This window comes from Changchengzhania lutea (assembly GCF_006974145.1).
Lineage (GTDB): Bacteria > Bacteroidota > Bacteroidia > Flavobacteriales > Flavobacteriaceae > Changchengzhania > Changchengzhania lutea.
In genome coordinates this window covers 3,265,280-3,284,859 of sequence record NZ_CP039456.1, presented here as the reverse complement: position 1 = coordinate 3,284,859, position 19,580 = coordinate 3,265,280, and the positions used below count along the sequence as shown (strand labels likewise).

16 protein-coding genes are annotated in these 19,580 nt (G+C 33.1%); 8 read left to right on the top strand and 8 right to left on the bottom strand.

Annotated features, from left to right (window positions below; all coding sequences use genetic code 11):
- Window positions 1-33: 33 nt before the first annotated feature.
- Window positions 34-3,303, bottom strand: a complete 3,270-nt coding sequence (locus tag FAF07_RS14760) for a SusC/RagA family TonB-linked outer membrane protein (protein ID WP_142785833.1) — start codon at window positions 3,301-3,303, stop codon at window positions 34-36.
- Window positions 3,304-3,489: 186 nt separating this feature from the next.
- On the bottom strand, window positions 3,490-4,647 hold the full coding sequence (locus FAF07_RS14755; protein WP_142785832.1) for a FecR family protein: 1,158 nt from the start codon (window positions 4,645-4,647) through the stop codon (window positions 3,490-3,492).
- A gap of 205 nt (window positions 4,648-4,852) precedes the next feature.
- Between FAF07_RS14755 and FAF07_RS14750 the strand changes: the two genes are divergently transcribed.
- Entirely contained in the window at window positions 4,853-5,353 is a 501-nt protein-coding gene (locus FAF07_RS14750) for an RNA polymerase sigma factor (RefSeq protein ID WP_317130302.1), read from the top strand.
- 101 nt (window positions 5,354-5,454) lie between these two features.
- On the opposite strand, the gene FAF07_RS14745 is transcribed toward FAF07_RS14750, so the two are convergent.
- Window positions 5,455-5,985: a Cif family virulence factor gene (locus FAF07_RS14745; RefSeq protein ID WP_142785830.1), complete on the bottom strand. Its 531-nt coding sequence runs from the start codon at window positions 5,983-5,985 to the stop codon at window positions 5,455-5,457.
- A gap of 320 nt (window positions 5,986-6,305) precedes the next feature.
- Between FAF07_RS14745 and FAF07_RS14740 the strand changes: the two genes are divergently transcribed.
- From FAF07_RS14740 to FAF07_RS14715, 6 genes are all read left to right on the top strand, one after another.
- On the top strand, window positions 6,306-8,534 hold the full coding sequence (locus FAF07_RS14740; protein ID WP_142785829.1) for a TonB-dependent receptor family protein: 2,229 nt from the start codon (window positions 6,306-6,308) through the stop codon (window positions 8,532-8,534).
- Between the two features lie 179 nt (window positions 8,535-8,713).
- A complete protein-coding gene (locus FAF07_RS14735; protein WP_142785828.1) occupies window positions 8,714-9,136 on the top strand; it encodes an HYC_CC_PP family protein in 423 nt (140 codons plus the stop codon).
- 305 nt (window positions 9,137-9,441) lie between these two features.
- The gene (locus tag FAF07_RS14730) at window positions 9,442-9,870 is read left to right on the top strand and encodes a c-type cytochrome (protein ID WP_142785827.1); all 429 of its coding nucleotides are present in this window, start codon (window positions 9,442-9,444) and stop codon (window positions 9,868-9,870) included.
- Window positions 9,870-11,057 (top strand): porin, encoded by a 1,188-nt coding sequence (locus FAF07_RS14725; RefSeq protein ID WP_142785826.1) that lies wholly within the window; start codon window positions 9,870-9,872, stop codon window positions 11,055-11,057. Before FAF07_RS14730 ends, FAF07_RS14725 begins: the two co-directional genes overlap by 1 nt.
- A 23-nt stretch (window positions 11,058-11,080) precedes the next feature.
- Window positions 11,081-11,380, top strand: a complete 300-nt coding sequence (locus FAF07_RS14720) for a cytochrome c (RefSeq protein WP_142785825.1) — start codon at window positions 11,081-11,083, stop codon at window positions 11,378-11,380.
- A 93-nt stretch (window positions 11,381-11,473) separates the two neighbouring features.
- The gene (locus FAF07_RS14715) at window positions 11,474-11,956 is read left to right on the top strand and encodes a hypothetical protein (protein WP_142785824.1); all 483 of its coding nucleotides are present in this window, start codon (window positions 11,474-11,476) and stop codon (window positions 11,954-11,956) included.
- Window positions 11,957-12,546: 590 nt separating this feature from the next.
- On the opposite strand, the gene FAF07_RS14710 is transcribed toward FAF07_RS14715, so the two are convergent.
- The 5 genes from FAF07_RS14710 to mnmE all read right to left on the bottom strand — a co-directional run bounded on the left by FAF07_RS14710 (window position 12,547) and on the right by mnmE (window position 18,274).
- The gene (locus tag FAF07_RS14710) at window positions 12,547-13,077 is read right to left on the bottom strand and encodes a hypothetical protein (protein ID WP_142785823.1); all 531 of its coding nucleotides are present in this window, start codon (window positions 13,075-13,077) and stop codon (window positions 12,547-12,549) included.
- A gap of 802 nt (window positions 13,078-13,879) precedes the next feature.
- Window positions 13,880-14,632 (bottom strand): metallophosphoesterase, encoded by a 753-nt coding sequence (locus tag FAF07_RS14705; RefSeq protein ID WP_142785822.1) that lies wholly within the window; start codon window positions 14,630-14,632, stop codon window positions 13,880-13,882.
- A gap of 95 nt (window positions 14,633-14,727) precedes the next feature.
- Entirely contained in the window at window positions 14,728-15,591 is an 864-nt protein-coding gene (locus FAF07_RS14700; protein WP_142785821.1) for a nucleotidyl transferase AbiEii/AbiGii toxin family protein, read from the bottom strand.
- Window positions 15,592-16,389, bottom strand: a complete 798-nt coding sequence (locus FAF07_RS14695) for a type IV toxin-antitoxin system AbiEi family antitoxin domain-containing protein (RefSeq protein ID WP_142785820.1) — start codon at window positions 16,387-16,389, stop codon at window positions 15,592-15,594.
- 475 nt (window positions 16,390-16,864) lie between these two features.
- A complete protein-coding gene (mnmE, locus tag FAF07_RS14690; RefSeq protein WP_142785819.1) occupies window positions 16,865-18,274 on the bottom strand; it encodes a tRNA uridine-5-carboxymethylaminomethyl(34) synthesis GTPase MnmE in 1,410 nt (469 codons plus the stop codon).
- An 85-nt stretch (window positions 18,275-18,359) separates the two neighbouring features.
- On the opposite strand from mnmE, the gene FAF07_RS14685 reads away from it, so the two are divergent.
- On the top strand, window positions 18,360-19,493 hold the full coding sequence (locus FAF07_RS14685) for a TlpA disulfide reductase family protein (protein WP_142785818.1): 1,134 nt from the start codon (window positions 18,360-18,362) through the stop codon (window positions 19,491-19,493).
- Window positions 19,494-19,580: the final 87 nt, after the last annotated feature.

The window sequence follows — 19,580 nt, the reverse complement described above, 5'->3', positions numbered from 1 at the left end:
TATATCTTTATTATTTATTAAATAATTTAGTTATTAAAATGAGAGATTTAAACGAATCTTCCATGAACGTGTTGGTGGCTGACTAAGGAATTCCTCGGTTTCGAAATTGTCTTGACCACTTGAACTTATTTCAGGGTCCAATCCAGAGTAATCGGTCCATATACCTAAATTTTGACCAGATAAAGTAAGGCTCACTCGTGAAAACCCAATATTACTAACAAATTTTTGAGGTGCATTGTAAGTAAGCGAAATTTCCCTTAACCTCCAAAACGATGCATCCTCAATGTACCCTGCATTGGTGCCAAAAAATTTAGAAGCTACGGCTCTTGCTTGTCCTGCCAAAGATGCATTGGGATCGTTTAGCTCCTGGGTATTACTATTGCCATTTCTCCATGCTCCAGTATTGTTATAAAGTTTTTGGCCACCTTTATAATTCAATAATCCCCTAAAAACCAAGGCATTGTTAAATAAACCTACGGTTGGGGAAAATGTAATATCAGTAGTAGCAAATGGCGTTCCCAAATAAACTGTTTCTCCTACTTGAACTTCATTTTGCCCTATAAAACCATCTCCATTAGCATCGTTAAAAGTATATTCTTCATCCCAGTAACCACCTAAAGGATAGCCCTCTATATGTCTTTGAATGCCGGTATTAAAAATAACAGGCTCAATGCCTTCTCCTAATTCTTTAAGTTCAGTATCAATAAAGGATGCTACTATGCCTAGGTCGAAATAGAATTTTTCAGTTTCAACAATGCTTGTATTTAAAGTAATTTCCAAACCTGTATTTTTAACCGACCCTAAGTTTTCAAAACGACCAGCACCAACACCTAGTGAAGGCGGTAGTTGTCTAAAAATCAATGCGTCTTCTGTTTGCTTGTTAAAATAAGTTAAATCAAGACTTATTCTATTGGAGAATAATTTTATATCTGCACCAAATTCCAATTCTTTTGAAAGCTCTGGTTTAAGATCGGCATTTCCTACACCACCAATGGTAACACCTGTAACGCTAACACCATCTACAGTTGCAGCAATTGGATCAAAAAAGCGTAATGCATCATTTGTACCAGGTTGTACACCAGAAGCACCCCATGCGCCTCTTAATCTTAGTGAATTAATCCAGCTTTTATCATTTGGATTAAAGAAATCTTCATTAGATATTAACCAAGAAGCACTTAATTTAGGATAAAAAACAGATTTGAAAGAAGAACCAAATGAACTTCCTCTATCTGTACGAACAGCACCAGTTACATAGAGTTTATCATTAAACCCTACCTGTTCTTCTATAAATGCACCAATGGTACGTTGTTCTATAGTTTGCTCATCACTTAAAGTAACAGCTGCACCAGCAATAGAATTGCTACCAGCTACCAATTGTAGTCCTGTTGTAAAAGTACCTTGAGTAAGTTTTTGTAAATATTGAAGACCTACAGATGTACGTGATGTTATGTTTTCAGAAAAATTTGTGCTGTATGAACCTACAGCATCAAATGTATAAACAAAGTCGTTAAACCTGTTTGAAAAACGAGCACCTTCATCATAATTTAGAAATGCTGGTGCTTCTCCAGTAGGGAAGAATTGAGAATCCCATCGTGACGTAAAATCAAGACCTCCAAATACACGAACATTTATCTTTTCAGATGGTTTCCAAATGGTTTCCAATCCACTGGTAAAACGATTTACTAATTGTCTTGTATCAATTGTAAAAAGTTCAGCAGGGGTAAATTCTCCCCAGCCATCGTTGACATCAATTGAAGATGTCCCGTTAAGGCCTTGACTCATTAAAGCAAGCGCAAAATTATCATTTAAAGGTAATTCCAAATCACTATTTGTATAACTTGTCGTTAAACTCATCTTTAGTTCATCTGTGATTTGTGCTCCAAAATTTCCTCTGAAATTGGTTTTTCTTATATTGCTTACCGGTACGACTCCCTCACTATCGCTCATGCTTCCAGATAAGAAATATGTAAGCGCTTCGCTACCACCTGATACACTTAAACCAGCACCAACCGATTGGCCAGTACGAAAAGGTGAAGTACGGGAATCGTTAAGTGGTTGAAAAGAATTAACTACATCATGCACAAAAGTTCCTTCTGCAGCTTCAAAATTAAAGCCAGGGTTTCCAGAAGCATCAAATGCCTGATAATTTTTAGGGTAGGTAACGACATCTTCTACGAAACCAGTTTCCATAAATGCAGACCACCTTGGATCTCCAGCACTCCCTTTTTTTGTTGTAATTAAAATTACACCATTTGCAGCGATAGAGCCGTAAAGTGTTGCAGCCGAAGGGCCTTTTACAACTTCTATAGACTCAATATCTTCTGGATTAATGTCATCTAGTCTTGAAGGAGATTGTCCTCCTGTCTCGAAAGATATAGAGTTGGACTCGTTGTTTATTAAAACACCATCAACATATATTACAGGTTCGTTGGATAATGATGCACTATTAGAACCTCTAATCCTGATTCTTGACCCCATACCAACAGATCCTCCACTAGCACCAATTGACACACCAGCAGCTTGCCCTTGAAGAATGTCAAAAACATTATTGATAGGCCGTTCTTTAACATCGTCGGAAACTTTTAAGTTGGCTATTGAATTACCCATCTCTACTCTTTTACGAGCACCAGTTGCTGTAATAATAATTTCTTGTAGAGATTGATCATCTTCAATCATTCTAACATTTACTGTAGTATTTTGCCCTACTGCCTTGCGAACAGTTTTCATACCTATATAGGTAAACACTAACACAGCCTGATCGGAATCTACTTTAATACTGTAATTACCATCAAAATCTGTTATTGCTCCTGTGGTGGTGCCTTCTACAGCAATATTTACACCCAATAATGGTTGGTTGTTGATATCTGAAACATTTCCAGTAATCGTTTGTTGGATTAGTCCTACCGCTTTAACGGGACTAATGTTGACTTGGTTTTTTAGTGGGTCGATTTTTAATATAATTTGTTTTTTATAGACTTCAAAAGCTACGTTTGAATTTGAAAATATTTGGGTTAAAATAGAGGATATGCGTTCGCGATTAGCGATAACCGTAATTTTCTTCTTATAGTCAATTTCATTGTCATTGAACATAAATTTAAAATCACTTAGTGATTCTATTTTGTACAAAACGTTTTCAATAGTAGCATTTTCCATATGTAATGTAATCTTGGTTTTCTGGGCATAAGATTCATTTGCATAGAGATTGAGAAAAGAAACGATTAGAAATAATGTGGTAAGCTTCATTTTTAAATCGAATTTTATTTGAAAAGAGTTTAAACTCCTTTGCTTAAATGGATTTTTCATATTTTTGTAATGAATTAATTGGTTAATATTATTTATTAATCATGTTTTAAATCGGAAGATGTTACAGCATTTTCCGATTTTTTCCTTTTATTATATTATTTGGACATACAAAATATAAGGAAATAGTCTTTTTTTGGATTTTGTTTTAGTTTTATAAAGTTTTTTTATACCATATTTTAAATTGTTTTAGTTAATGATTATTTGATTGTTAATTAAAGAGTAATTAATATTATAGTTTTTGTGGAATGTTTCCATGACTTGTTCTATGGTTTCTATATCAAAACTAGCGGTAAAAAACTCTTTATCTAAATTTTTATTGTTGTTCATAATAGTTACATCATAATGTCTCTCTAGTTTTTTTATTATATTTTTAAATGGTACATGCCTAAATAGAATTCGCCCTTCTATCCAAGCGGTATGCATTTCTAAATCAGCTTCTTCAATTGAAATTTCTTTATTATGTTTATTCCAAGATGCTAAGTATCCAGATTTTAATGGTGATGCCGTTTTTTCATCATAATCCATATTGTTATCAAAAACACTGACGGAACCTTCAACCAATACTGTAGTCACTTCATCATTTTCAGGATAAGAGGATGCATTAAATTTTGTACCAAATACCCTAACGCCTACATTGTTCATATTGACAATAAAAGGATGATTGGTATCTTTTGTGACATCAAAAAAGGCCTCTCCATTTAAATAAACTTGTCGTTTTTTCCCTTTCAGAAATTTAACCGGATATTTTAAAGATGTGCCTGCATTCAAATAAACATGAGTGCCATCGGATAGTTTTAATTCAAACCTTTTTCCGTAAGGCACTGTTAATGTATTGTAAACCAATGTTTCCAGAGTAGGCTTGTTATCATATATTAATTGATTTCCTTTTTGTGCGCCTATGATTTTGCCATCTTTATTTACAACTTTTTCCGTACCATCTTCAGAGAGCACTTTTATGTTGCCGTCTTCTAATTGTAAGATTATCTCATTTTTATTGATAGTTGTCACATCAATTTTATTTGATGGGTTAAAATTGTTTTGAACAAAATAACCAATACTAACAAATAGAATTGCTATTGCTGCATATTTAAAAAACTTCGTGATTTTAAGCCTATTTAAAATAGTTTTGTCTTTTCTTATTTTATCGAGCAGCATTTTTTCTGCTTTTTTTGTATTGTATTGGGACATATTGTTGCGAATTGCGTAGTCTATTTTAGAACTGGAAATGAAAAGGTCTTCGGTATCCTGTTTTTCAAGCCATAACATGAGATCATCCAACTCGGTTGCTGTTATGGAATTTGTAAAATATTTTGCCAGTAATTTTTTCCCCTTAGTGCTCTTCATTAATTATATTACGAAGCCCATTTACAAAACCCTAATGTATTTGGTTTTTTTTTATTAATATTGTTGCATTATTGAACAAAAAATTAATATTCAGCAACGAATGCGCCGTAAGTTTAAAGAAAACGCTAATTTGATAGCGCACCTGAAAAAAGGCAATGAAGATGCTTTTTCTTTTTTGGTAAACTCTTACAATCACCAATTGTGTGTGTATGCAAATAGTTTAGTGAGCAATGAATCCCAAGCTGAGGATATTGTACAGAATGTATATATAAAAACATGGGAAAAACGCAATTATTTAAATGAAAAGTTTTCTATAAAAAGCTTTTTGTACAAATCTGTTTATAACGAATACATAGACCAATATAGAAAGAACAGAGCTGTAACACTGCTTGAAAAAAAATATATTGAAGCACTTGATGTTATCGTAGAAGAAGATTACACTGTTTTGGAAAAGCTCTATCTCTTGGTCCAAAAAGAAATTCAAAATTTGCCCCCAAAATGTAAAAGGGTTTTCTTACTAAGCAAGCAAGAAGGTTTAAGTAATATAGAAATTTCAGAATACCTTAATGTTTCTACCAAAACAGTAGAAGCGCATATAACAAAAGCTTTTTGCCTTATTCGTGAAAGGGTAGATCTCAATCCTAATATGAATACACTTCTTTTCTTGTTATTTGATAAAAAAATTATTGAATTGCAAGTTGGATAAATATATCTTTTAAAGATAAAATACTATGCGAAAAATTATTTAATCCTATCATTTAAATTTGATTAGTTCTAATAAAAAAAAATTATTTCAAAGAAATAGTGTTAATGAGATACCTTTCTTATATCTCTTGACGAAGAATGTGTTTTGGTAATTTTCCATTGTCCATCTACTTTCTTTAAGTCGGATGTGGCAACACCTTTCTTTTTAATAATTCTTGCTTCCCTGCCTTTTTCTTCGTTGGCTTTTAGGCCTATGGTAAAAATATAGGTTTCAGTAGTAAACGCATAAGGTAGATCTATTTTCACATCAATTTTATAATCTGAAAAGGTAAAACTATCAAACGTTTTTAATTCTGGCCCAAGATGATGGGATTCATAATTTTCATAGGTACCTTCAGAGCCTCCAGATTCAAAAACTGTAGCTTCATTTGTAAAAAGTTCTTTTGTCCCTTCGGTAGTTAAATTTTGAACGGCATCTTTATAGTTTTTCATAACTGCTGCTACAGCTTCTTTTTCTACTGAAACGTCTACAGCAACTATTTCTTCTTCTTTTTCAACGTTTTGCTCTTTACAGTTTGTAAATGTTATAAGAGTAATGAATATTAGTCCGATTGATTTTAAATACGTGTTCATACTTTTTGTTTTAGTGAATTAAATGGTTGTTATCTAATTTACAAACCTAAAGAATTTAATTATATATAACTCGATGTGCATTAATAAATAGCAAAAACAAAGTTGTTCATGGTTTAAATTTTAAATTCATTCAATACTGTTTTGTCTATGACGCCTTAGTCTTGAAGCCAAAATTATAATATCCGATTATTGCAATTTGAATTTGATATTCCAAATGAACCGAAAATATTATTAAGAATTATTCTAAATAATATTGGCTTTTTAAAAGTAGTATATTACATTTGTCGCTATTTATATTCATTCTAAATTATATATCACAAATGAGAACTCTTTTTTTCCTTATTTCCATTTTACAATTTTCTTCAATATGGGCACAAAAAAATCCACCAAAAGAAGACACAACAAAACTAAAAGCAGAACAACTAAAAGAAGTCATTCTTATAGGGCATACTATGCTTGGTAGTAAATTTGAGATTAAAAACAAAACCGGATCTGCAAGCTATATTACAAAAGAAGACTTAAAAAAGTTTTTATATACTGATATTAATAGAGCCCTGCAAACCATCCCTGGAGTGAACATTTATGAAGAAGATGGCTTTGGGTTGCGTCCAAATATAAGCCTGCGTGGGACATCCCCAGAGAGGAGCGCAAAAATCAATTTAATGGAAGATGGTGTGCTCATCGCCCCTGCCCCTTACAGTGCCCCGGCTGCATATTATTTTCCAACCATTGGACGGATGGAAGGGCTGGAAATACTCAAAGGCAGTAGCCAAATACAATATGGTCCTAATACAACTGGTGGAGCTATCAATATGATATCTTCGCAAATCCCCAATGAATATTCTGGTAGTGTGTCCATGTCCGCAGGAAATTACAATTCCAAAAACACCCAGGTAATTATAGGCGATAGTTTTAAAAATTTTGGTTTTGTAACCGATTATTTCAATTATAATTCCGATGGGTTTAAAGATCTTGACGGGGGTGGCAATACAGGGTTTGACAAATCTGATTATTCAGCAAAGTTTAGGCTCAATACAAATATGGATGCTAAAACCTATCAGTCGCTAACATTTAAAATTCAATATTCCGAAGAAAAGGCAAACGAAACCTATTTGGGATTAACCGATGAAGATTTTGAAAAGAACCCTTACAGAAGATACAGGGCATCATCGGAAGATATTATGAATGCCAAACACCAGCAATATCAACTAACACATTTCATAAAATTGTCGCCTTCATTAGTGGTAAATACCACGGCATATTTAAATAAGTTCAAGCGTAATTGGTACAAATTGGATGATGTAAATCTTGGAGAACGTGTAAGTATTAATAATGTGCTTTCGACACCAGAAGATTTTCCCATGGAATACCAAACCCTTTTGGGGAATGATAACACGCAACCAGATGTATTCGGGATAAAAGCAAACAACAGGGTCTATACATCTAATGGCATTCAATCCATTGCCAAATTAAAATGGGGTGCAAACTGGTTGCAAACCTTGGAAGCTGGCATACGCTACCACGAAGATGATGAAGACAGATTTCAATGGGTGGATAGATATGCCTTTCAGAATAAAGAATTAACACGTACAACCGTTGGAGAAAAAGGAACAGATGCCAACCGTATAAGCAATGCAAAAGCATTGGCGGCACATTTACTGTACACCATCCATATTGACAATTTAACCTTGACCCCTGGACTGCGGTACGAAAACATTAGATTGGGCAGGGCGGATTATGGTAAAAACGATCCCTCAAGGACCGGTCAAGATTTGGCAAGCAGAGAGAATACCGTGGATGTTTGGATTCCCGGTATGGGCGCAAATTATAGATTCAATAATAATTTCTCAGTCTTTGGTGGGGCGCACAAAGGGTTTTCCCCCCCAAGCAATACACCTGGACAGGATGTAGAAAAGAGTATAAATTACGAGCTGGGAACCCGATTTAACCATAAAGGACTAAAAGGCGAGTTGGTGGCCTACTACAACGATTATCAAAACCTGTTGGGAAGTGATTTGGCAGCAACCGGAGGCACGGGAAGTCTTGATCAATTTAATGCTGGGGAGGTTCGAGTAAGTGGAATAGAATTTTTATTGAACTATGACTTCTTACGAAATGCAACTGAACAATTTAAGCTTCCCATATCATTATCATATACGTTAACTGATACTGAGTTCTTGACAAGTTTTGATAGCAATGAAGACATTTATGGAGTAGTGACTACAGGTGACGAGATACCATATATTGCAAAAAACCAATTGAGTTTGGCTATTGGTTTACAACATAAAAGGTTTGATGTAAATATAAACTCCAGGTATATTGGATCGCTTAGAACCAAAGCTGGTTCGGGACCTATACCAGAAAAATTTAAAGTAGCTTCTAGTTTAGTTATGGACGTATCGGCTCGTTATTTTTTGAACAAGAATATTATGCTATCGTCAAACATTATAAATGTATTTGACACCACGTATGCCGTATCTCGGGTACCAGCAGGTTTACGTCCTGGTCATCCTTTTGGGATAAATTTTTCTTTGGCTTATGGTTTTTAGAAAGTGATCAATCATTAAGAAGATGACAAATGTCATCTTTTTGTTCCATCTTTAAAATTACATTTGTATAATTAAATTAATGTTTTCAACCTCTAAAAGCCTAATATTAAATACACTAACAGGTTTTGTTTAGTTTCAAAATATTTTGAATGTTGGACAATTATTCTTAAATTTATAATGTGAGATCTTTTTTTACTAAAATATCATCCTTCTTTTTAGCAGTTTTCATACTGTTTTCCACCTCTTCTTTTACGGTGAATATGCACTTTTGCTGTAATAAATTGGTGGATATGGCTATTTTTGGCAAAGCGGAAGCCTGTAAAGACAAAGTTCAAAAGAAAGATAGTACTACCAAGAAATGCACAACATTTCAAGAAAAAGGTTGTTGTAGCAGTCAATCGTATGTAAAAACAGGAGATGATACTATCAAGAAAGCCAATAATGAACTTCAGGCTGAAGATATAGTTTTCCTAAACACTTTTTTTTACACTTATATAAATCTATTTGAAGGGCTAGATGAAAATATTGTTCCTTTTAAACATTATAGACCGCCCTTGTTATTCAAGGACATACAAATTCTACACGAGACTTATTTAATTTGATTTTCTACACCGTAGATTAAACTTAATCTACATCTATATATAGCCATAATTTCACTTCTGGCTACCAATTGTTGTGCCAATTTCTCAACAATACTGTTTAATCACTTGTTGTATTATAGTAGCGTAAGTTACTTATCAAAACAATTTAAAGAAGTAGTGGGAATGAATATGACAGATTATAAAAACACAGAAAACTGGAAACGTAATTTCTATGATGAAATTATATAGATAAAAACGAAAGTTGTGCAGATAAAACATCTGACCGACTATTAAATTTAATAATTATAAAAACCAATTAAATAAAAATGAAAACAAAAAAAATATTAATCAGTATTACATGTACAGGTTTATTGTTTGCACTGTTTGTAAGTTTTACAAATCCGCCCAAAAATAATTACGTAGCTGTACAACAGAAGAAATGGGTCGCACCTGCCAGTGCAGACAAGATAGTAAACCCTTTAAAAGGGAACGCTAATGCCGCGGCATCCGGGAAAAAACTTTACAAGGTGCTGTGCTTTGTCTGCCATGGCCCAAAAGGCAAAGGAGATGGTATGGCAGGAGCTGGATTAACGCCTAAGCCAACAGATTTGACCAGTGAAGCTGTCCAATCTCAATCTGATGGTGCTATTTTTTGGAAAATTGCTGAAGGAAGAGCGCCAATGGCTAGCTACAAAGCTTCAATTCCAGAAAAAAAACGCTGGGAAATTATTAACTATATAAGAACACTTAAATAATGAAAAAGCTAATTATACTAATAACGATTGTAGGGTTTTGCCATATTACTTATGGGCAAACGTACAACAACTTTGAGACTGATAGTATAACAGAATCTCAACCGTACAAACCAAGCAAAACCCAGTTTATGATTAGGGGTTATGGCCATACTGGATTAAACTTTATGAATGCCGAAGGCGAAAAGGAATCTTCATACGTTGGCTCAGCATTTGCCCCTATTTTCCTGTTCAAACATTCCGACAGACTTATGTTTGAGGCTGAACTTGAATTTGTACTTGAAAACAACGAGTTGGAAGTAGGTTTGGAATACGCAGATGTTATGTACATCTTAAATAAGAACATGACGGTTCGTGCTGGTAAATTTCTGCTTCCTTTTGGAACATTTATGGAACGGTTACATCCCGCTTGGATTAACAGGCTTCCAACAAGGCCTTTAGGCTTTGGTCATGATGGTATTGCGCCTGCATCAGGTATTGGGGTGGAACTTCGAGGTGCTTTTGATCTTGGAGGCCCTTCTTTAAACTATTCAGTTTATTCAACCAATGGCCCACGATTAAAGGATGGCAGTGAAGAACCGGAAGAGGCTGGAATGCTTATGTTTCAAAATTTTGAAGACAACAATACCAGTAAAGCTTTTGGAGGACGTATTGGGTTATTGCCCTTTGCAGATTCCTCAACAGAAATAGGTTTTTCCACATATTCAACAAGCAAGGTTGGGGCAACAGATTCTGAATATGAAAATACTGGAGCGTTCTTATATGCAATTGATTTTGCTTTCATAAAACAAATACCTGCTATTAGTGGATTTATTGATATAAAAGGGCAATACAATAATTCTGATATTGATGATGCTACTTTTACCGAAACTCATGAAGACGGAGATGAAGAGGAATATACATTCGATAATAAAAGCAACTCCTTCTATGCTCAATTAAGCTATCGCCCAACCATGGCTAGCAGTGATTTTTTGAAAAAGTTAGAACTGGTTGGAAGGTATTCAAATCTCAATACGCCAGAAGGTGCCGAATGGGAAGAACAATCTGATCAATATGCCTTCGGCTTAAATTATTGGTTAACATGGAGGTCGGTTATAAAAATTGCATACCAGACAACGGACAGCGTTGGCGGTCATGATGGAGGTGGCACAGCCAATGGCTTCTTTGTGCACTGGGCCATTGGATTTTAATATAATTATAAAACATAACAGATATGAAAACTACATATAAAATATTAACAGGAGCAATGACCATCTTAGTTATGGGACTCACGATTACGGCCTGTTCTTCATCCAAAAATGCGTATGTAAATGCAGATACAGATGACTTTAAAATTGAAAAATCGGGAGCGCAATATTGGGGAGAAACCTGTAACAGATGTCATTTGGCACCTTCTCCGGCTGATTACAACGACACCGATTGGGGAACCATAAGTTTGCACATGAGGATAAGGGCGAATTTAACAGCTATGGAAATTAATAAAATTGAAACCTTTTTGAAATCTGCCAATTAATAGCTGATAACCCATTCCCTTAACTATGGCCAAATGGGTCATTGGGAATGGGCTTATTAAAATGAACGTTTAACTTAATAAAAAAAAGGAATTATGAAAATACTAGTAATTGTTTTATCTGCAATTGGGCTATTAAGCCTAAACAGTTGCAAACAGGAATCGGATCCTCAAACATTAATGGAAAATCCTGAAACCCGCACAGAAATCTTTAATACCATTACCGGAAATCACGATTTTATGACAGAATTTATGGATAATATGCAGCGTAGTAATCATGCAATGCAAATGATGCAGGGCAACAAGATGATGATGGGAAATATGATGAAAGGCAATGATATGCAAATGATGAACGATAGTACGATGATGAAAAATATGATGGGTAACAAACACATGATGCACTCCATGATGAGTGAGATGATGAATGATGAAAATATGATGGGCAACATGATGCAAATGATGAACCAAAATGGTATGATGAGCAATGATTGTATGAAATCGAGTATGAAAATGATGGGCGACAAGGGAATGAACATGGCGGATATGAATAAACCACTCCTATGGACTGGAAGTCCATAGTTTTGAACAAAAAAATGAAATTCTTTTTTTAAGAATAATTTGTCATTCCGAATGAGGCACGAAGAGGAATCTCATTAAGATAAGATTTCTCGTTGCTCGTTCCTCGCTCTGTCGAAATGGCAAAAATGCTCTTAAAAATTTATAGAAACTAAAGTAACTGCAATGGAATTGCAGGGTTTTAACCCTTAACTAGATAATAAAATGAAATAATAAGTTTATTGTTTCCGACAGAATTAATTAATGGATAAAATCTAAAATTATTATGAACGATGTTGAAGGTTATTATTATAGGGAATATATATGGGTTGGTGGTTCTTTGTAATTCTAATTGCAATAGTATTTATAAGATTTTTTTTCAATTCCAGAAAAAGAAAATGAATAGCAATTTATTACTAGCAAAGGTTTTTCAAGATTACCCATAATTTAAAGGTCTATCCCACAAAGTGTGTAAATATAAAAAATAGGTTGGGTCATGACCCAACCTATTTTTGTTTAATTTTCAATTTTATACAGGAATTGAAACTAAATCAGTCATGCTTGTAAGTGCTGCTGAAGTAATCTAAGCCTGAAAATTGGAAATAATGGATGAACTATTTTTTTATTCCTTCAAAATAAAAGTCCCTATCATCCATTCTGAACAGGTAATTAAATGAATGGTGTTGCATGTCAAAACTTCCAAAATGTTCATCATCTTCTTGATGTTCATCGCTTAGATGTTCCATCCAACCTGTACCGTTATGTTGCATATTCCCATTCATGTGACCTTGTCCAAGCATATGACCATACATGTTTTCAAATGCTTCTCCGGTTAAGCAAACCTTGACATTCTCATAATGATCGTAAGTATCAAGGATGATCGTAGTTTCGAAATCTTCAGCAAAACAATATACTTGAATTTGATTTCCTACTTCACTAACTACTACTGTTGCAGGAATAGGCTGTGCTTTAGTTGTTTCGCTCGATCTATTATTAGATAGAGATAGATCTGTTGTTAGAGTTCCAATATAGGTTCCTGTAACATCGTTATTAATTAAATCATCACTTTTTTCGCAAGAAAAAAATAATATTATAATCATAATTGACAACAGAAACTTCCAGTTTTTAAAAAGTTGTGTTTTCATAATCAATATTTATTTTGCTTACAAAATTAATGATAACCCATTGAATTTTTTATGATTAAAATCATATTCGCCTATAAATTTTGGATAAACATTTATAAAAAGCAGGCTTACTCTTTTAGACTAAACTGGCTAATTATGAATATTTTCAAAGAATTATCTTACTAAAAGCGTGCAATAAGTGTACAAATTGTATAAAAAAAGACAAACAAAAGAAAAAGAAAGAAAATTATAATTAGCAAAAAGCTTTGATTATCAATTAAAAAACATCAAAACGAATTAAATATCACCAAAGAAAATACTTATTTACTTCCCGATGCAATAAGTAACAATCCTTTGAAGGCAGTCCCTTTGAGCCATCGAGGTGTAAATATGGTGTAATACTATGTTTTCCTTTGGTATTATTATGATATCTACGCTAAAAATATTTTTACTAAAAACGCGAGATTATTACCAAAATCTGGTAACTTCCTCGAAGCTTTACTGCAGTTGACAACAAGCCTTTTTTTTACTTAACACATGAAGAATATTCTCTTACGTGAATAGCTTAATATAAAACTTACTCTTATTTTTTTTAGGTAAGCTTAACACATCATCCTCTATAGGTAATTGTCTATACACCAAATATCCAAATTCATTATTATACGTTCCTTTTAACACATGTCAACTTTTTTGCTCAAAATACTTGACATTTAAAATAGGCCCAAATGAATGGTACGGTTCTATATAATAATTTTAATGGCACAAATATTTTAATAAATCATTTACACCTATTAGTTTATTTCTATAACACTACATTTCACAATTAAATTTCAATAATTTTCTCATAATCAAATGTTTTGTGTTCACCCCATTCCGCATAACCAAATTGATTCGTTATCATATTAGTATTTCCAATTTTAAAATCGTCTTTATTTCTATGCGAATGACCATAAATCCAATAATCAACATCACTATTTAAGATAAATTCTGTTTTTTCAACACAAAATGCTTCATTGAGATCACTACCTTTAAATTCATCAACATTACAATGGTCACTTGGTAAATGATGGGTAATAACAACTTTTTTTCCTTCTTTTTTTATTTCATTTGATATAAAATCAAAGGCTTTATTATGAATCATATTATAATCATTAATGGTGAATCGTTCCTCTTCAAACTTGATTAATCTAAAATCGTTCATTCCCCATTTTATTTCATTAATATTCTTCTCTATTTTAGACCAAAGTGTTGAAAATATAAAGTTAACATCACCAATTTGTACAGATGTATTGTTTAACATATGTACATTTTTTTTAATTTCTATTTGTTTTGAAAATAAAGCTGTTGCTGCATCATATCCACCATAATATTCATGATTGCCTGGTATTAAATAAACGTATTCAAAATCTTCAGAAATTTTATTTATGAAGTCTAATTTAGAATAATCTCTTTCTAGATAAAAAGTGTCGCCTGCGATAATTAAGATCTCACCCTTTGGCACCAACGGATTATGTTTTAGCCATTCTCTATTTTTAGAAAATTCCAAATGTAAATCTGAGCAAATTTGAATTTTCATATAGTCATAAAATTATACCGTTAAGCAATTTACATTGTGTTTATTTTAAGCACCTGAATATTTGGGATGCGTTCATACTTCCAAAAACTTAATTTTTATTTTTTGAGATTAGGTAAATACGTTTTAATACGTTGTGTTACTATTACAATGATTTCATCTCCATCAGGTTGATGTCCTTCTTTAATTTGATGAGCTACACTGGTTTTCCAAGCACGTTTGACGTTTGTTATTTTAGAATCGTCAATTAAATCCTCAGGTGATTTGTACTCCAAATTTTTATGTTCCATTTTTTTAAGAAAGATGGGAATCACTATTTCCCAATCTTTTTTAGAAAATTTTTGCGTTAAATGGAATAGGTCATAAAAATCCCTAGGCGCAGTATAAGAACGTTGTTTTAATGCTCTTAATTTTTCTGAAACAACTTCATTAATGCTATAACATCTACTTTGCTTTTCTCCTGTTAAGACATCGGAATACGGATGCATAATAGACAACGATTCAGTATCTAACAACATAACCTCGTCAGTGCTCACTTCCAGTTTTATTTTAGTATGCCAACGGTTAGACGGTAATGGTCGTTGGTTTTTGGAATGGTTAGCTCCCCAGTATTTTATGTAAACCTGAAAGCCTTTAGGTTCATCTTGAAACTTCAAGGGTTTGATTTTATCGACGCTAAATTGAATCCCTGTTCCTTCTTCAGTAATTTTAGCTATACTTTGCAGCATTTTTTGCTCTAATACAAAGTTTTTATCTAAAGCTGTGAAATCCAAATCTTCTGAAAATCGGTAGTTTTCTATATAGCATTTTCGTAAACAGGTTCCGCCTTTAAATACTAACTCATCCTTATAATGAGCTACAAACACCGATAGAAAATGCCCCAAAACATAATCTTTATCTACCGTATCGGGGGGCACTTTCCATTCTTGGGCTTTTTGTATAATCTCTCTTTGTAAAATCATTTAATACTCGGTTTGTGCCATTTGTAATAGGTTTTCTTTACTGATGTTTAATCGCAGTTTCCATTCACTTATAAATTCTCCTTGCTGTAAACCACCAGCATCTATTAAACTGTATCTTTTGTTTACTTGTGATTTGGCATAATTAATAAAGCTTTGCAGTTTATCTTCATGAAATAATGTTGCTAAATACCCTACACGCTTTGTTAGGGCTATATTATCATAAGTCTTAGTATATTCTATTAATTTGTTGTTGGTTAATTTTGCATTAGCAAAGGCTTTTATTACATCGGTAAAATCACCAGCATAACGGGGTTGATCTAAGCAATCTACCAAGGTCATTTCTATATCGGTTATCGTAAAACTATCGTCTCCATACCCTTCTTGAATCGCTCCTATATTTTTATTTTCTTTTACAGTAACAAATTTTACCGTAGAACCCAATATTTGTGTGTCTCTTTTTCTCTGTGTAGTTTTCACAAACACTATATTAGGAAAACGTTCTGTTAAACCATGATGATGTAACGCTGACCAATAAGCAATTGTGCTATTAGAGCTTATATAAGTTGCCAGCACATTTACATTGTTATAATTGGGTTTAGCATATACCCCTCGCTCTATACGGTTTAGCAAACCTTTTTGATAAAGGTTTTCTACTAACTCATTGACATTGCTGATTAGGTTTTTTGGCAACTCCAACTCCTTCAAATTAAAATAAAGGATTTCATAATCCTCCAAATATTTTAATAAGTCTATTTGGGCTTCGTTTAAATTCTCTGATATGTATGTGCTTTTTGCCATTACCTTTTATGTTGCAATAAACCCTAAAAAATAGGGTCTATTGTTACACGAATGGTAAAGATAGTTTTTTTATTTAAAAAATTACTGTTAAAATGAAAAAATCATCTTTTGCACATTTAATGTAGAGACCATCAATATTAAAACAAATAATTTATGTAAATAACATAGTGTATGAATATTACTACTCATTGGAATTGAAATTAAAGAGAGTTAAGAATTTTTAAGTGGTTCTAAGTAGTCTTAAGAAGTCCTATAATGTCTCTAAGTGACATTTTTGGCGAAATTACCAAAAACGAGGTGTAATTTTTACACCTTTTTAAAATTTAAGAAAAAAGATGTGAAAATGGTGTAAAAATTACGAAATAATAAACTTACAAAAGAAAGAGAAGGAAAATATGTGTTTTTTTATAAATCTGATTATCAGTAATTTAATATCAAAACGAATTAAATGATATCAAATAAAATGACTATTTATTTACTTTCCAATACAAAAATTAGCAAAAATGTTTCCTAAAAGATCATCATTAGTAATTTCTCCTGTAATTTCACCGAAATGGTATAAAGCTTGACGAATATCGATGGCTAATAAATCTCCTGAAAGGTTTGATTCGAGACCAAACTTAACTTTGTCCACTTCTTGAAGAGCTTTTATTAAAGAGTCATAATGTCTCGAATTAGTCACTATGGTATCGTTATTTCGCAAAGCACCTGTGTTTACAAAATCAAGCAACATATTTTTAAATTCTACCATGCCTTGACCCGTTTTGGCAGAAATAAATTGTATGTTTTCGATTGACGATTGACGATTGACGATTGACGATTGAATATTTGCAATCTTTTCATTAGAAAACATATCGATTTTATTGAAAACTACAATAAGATTTTTAAGAGGATATTTATTTTTAATTTTTTCAATTTCGATTAGCGTGCCATGAGCAATTCCCCCTTCGGGGGTTAGGGGGCTAATATAAACCACCACTTGAGCCTGATCTATTTTTTCAAACGTTTTTTTTATACCGATGCTTTCAACAACATCAATAGTGTCACGAATGCCCGCCGTATCTATAAAACGAAACCCAATGCCGCCTATAGAAATTTCATCTTCAATAGTATCTCGTGTTGTACCAGCAATTTCTGAAACAATGGCGCGATCTTCATTTAAAAGGGCATTTAACAAGGTTGATTTACCAACGTTTGGCTCTCCAACAATAGCCACAGGGATACCATTTTTTATCACATTACCAACCGCGAAAGAGTCAATAAGACGTTTCAAAACAAAAATAATACGGTCTACCAATTCCTTAAATTGTGTTCTATCGGCAAACTCAACATCCTCTTCTGCAAAGTCAAGTTCCAATTCAATTAAGGAGGCGAAATTTAAAAGCTCTTCGCGAAGCTTAGCAATTTCAGATGAAAAACCACCGCGCATCTGTTGTATAGCAATTTGATGAGACGCTGCGTTATCACTGGATATCAAATCGGCAACTGCTTCTGCTTGCGACAAATCTAATTTGCCATTTAAAAATGCGCGCAACGTAAATTCTCCTGCCGTTGCCATACGACATCCTTCTCTTAAAAACATCTGAATGATTTCTTGCTGAATATAATTAGAGCCATGACACGAAATTTCAACGACATCTTCCCCTGTATAAGAATTTGGGTTTTTAAACAGCGATACCAAAACTTCATCAATCGTTCTGTTTTTATCTATAATATGTCCTAAATGAATCGTATGCGTTTTCTGTTCTTTCAATACTTTTCCAGAAACAGACTTAAAATGGTTTTCAGCAAATAAAATGGCTTGCTTTCCAGATAGCCTTATTACAGCAATAGCACCGGCTCCAGAAGGTGTTGCTAATGCAATTATAGTATTATCATATATCATGAAGCAAAAATACTAAAATTGAAATGTCTAAAGATGCCTTAGCTGTATAAACAAGAAATATTTATATTTGATAAAAAATTAAGAAATGAAAAACCTTTTAGCTTTCCTATGCATTTTACTCGTTTTGTCTTGTCAAGAAAAGACATACGATTCGTATACCATTGAGGCCAATGCACCTGGAATTCATAACGGAATAAGAGCGTATCTAAAAGCTACTAATGAAAAAGGTTTGATGGTTGCAAAGGATACTGCTATCGTAATGAAAGAAAGGTTTACATTTAGCGGGATTAGAAATGAACCTTCCTTGGAATTTTTATTTATTAATGGAATAAACGGTGGTTTACCCTTAATAGTCGAACATGGTGAAATTAGCATAGAGGTGAATAAAGATACCCTGCAAGCCTCAAAAATTCAGGGAACAAAAAACAATGAAACCTTTACAAAATTTCTTGATGAGCGTAAAGAACTTGGTAATGAAATATCGGATATTGTGAGGAAACAACGCGAAGCATATAGCAACAATGATACTTTAACATTACAAGCTTTAGATACCGATATTAAGAACATGAACAAAGCCATTTTTAATCATACCATCAATTTTATTCAAGAAGATCAAGATTCTTATTTGGCAGCAATTCTACTTATAGATATCATAAAAACGCGACCCGATTCATTAAAAAGTATTGAAGCCAATTATGAAAAGTTAGACGCCACTATAAAAGCGTCTTCCTACGGAAAAAAGATTAACAATTACATAGTCACTCAAAAGAAATTGAAAACACAGCAAGCTGCTACTCAAATAGGTAAAATAGCCCCAAACTTTGAAGCATTCACACCAGAAGGAAATAGATTGTCTTTAAATGATATTAAAGGCAAAGTTACTATTATAGATTTTTGGGCATCTTGGTGTGGCCCTTGTAGGAGAGAGAACCCTAATGTGGTAAAAATGTATAATAAATATCATGATAAAGGGCTTGAAATTATTGGCGTTTCTTTAGATAGAAATGGCCACAGAGACCGTTGGATAGATGCTATTGAAAAGGATAAATTAACATGGCATCACATTTCCAACCTAGAGCACTGGAATGACCCTATTGCAAAAATGTATAATGTTACTGGAATACCGGCTACTTTCATTCTGAATACAGAAGGTAAAATTATCGCAAAAAATTTAAGAGGAGAGGCTTTAGAAAATAAAGTTGCTGAACTTTTAAACTAACAACCATAACATGAAATTTGCTAGCTATCATAGCTTAAAAGCTGGAATCTGCGTTTTCGTGTAATCCGTTTCTATCACTTTTCTATT

Coding starts and splice junctions, on each gene's coding strand:
- FAF07_RS14760 (WP_142785833.1), bottom strand. CDS start 3,303: ATGAAAAATCCATTTAAGCAAAGGAGTTTAAACTCTTTTCAAATAAAA.
- FAF07_RS14755 (WP_142785832.1), bottom strand. CDS start 4,647: ATGAAGAGCACTAAGGGGAAAAAATTACTGGCAAAATATTTTACAAAT.
- FAF07_RS14745 (WP_142785830.1), bottom strand. CDS start 5,985: ATGAACACGTATTTAAAATCAATCGGACTAATATTCATTACTCTTATA.
- FAF07_RS14740 (WP_142785829.1), top strand. CDS start 6,306: ATGAGAACTCTTTTTTTCCTTATTTCCATTTTACAATTTTCTTCAATA.
- FAF07_RS14730 (WP_142785827.1), top strand. CDS start 9,442: ATGAAAACAAAAAAAATATTAATCAGTATTACATGTACAGGTTTATTG.
- FAF07_RS14725 (WP_142785826.1), top strand. CDS start 9,870: ATGAAAAAGCTAATTATACTAATAACGATTGTAGGGTTTTGCCATATT.
- FAF07_RS14720 (WP_142785825.1), top strand. CDS start 11,081: ATGAAAACTACATATAAAATATTAACAGGAGCAATGACCATCTTAGTT.
- FAF07_RS14715 (WP_142785824.1), top strand. CDS start 11,474: ATGAAAATACTAGTAATTGTTTTATCTGCAATTGGGCTATTAAGCCTA.
- FAF07_RS14710 (WP_142785823.1), bottom strand. CDS start 13,077: ATGAAAACACAACTTTTTAAAAACTGGAAGTTTCTGTTGTCAATTATG.
- FAF07_RS14705 (WP_142785822.1), bottom strand. CDS start 14,632: ATGAAAATTCAAATTTGCTCAGATTTACATTTGGAATTTTCTAAAAAT.
- FAF07_RS14700 (WP_142785821.1), bottom strand. CDS start 15,591: ATGATTTTACAAAGAGAGATTATACAAAAAGCCCAAGAATGGAAAGTG.
- FAF07_RS14695 (WP_142785820.1), bottom strand. CDS start 16,389: ATGGCAAAAAGCACATACATATCAGAGAATTTAAACGAAGCCCAAATA.
- mnmE (WP_142785819.1), bottom strand. CDS start 18,274: ATGATATATGATAATACTATAATTGCATTAGCAACACCTTCTGGAGCC.
- FAF07_RS14685 (WP_142785818.1), top strand. CDS start 18,360: ATGAAAAACCTTTTAGCTTTCCTATGCATTTTACTCGTTTTGTCTTGT.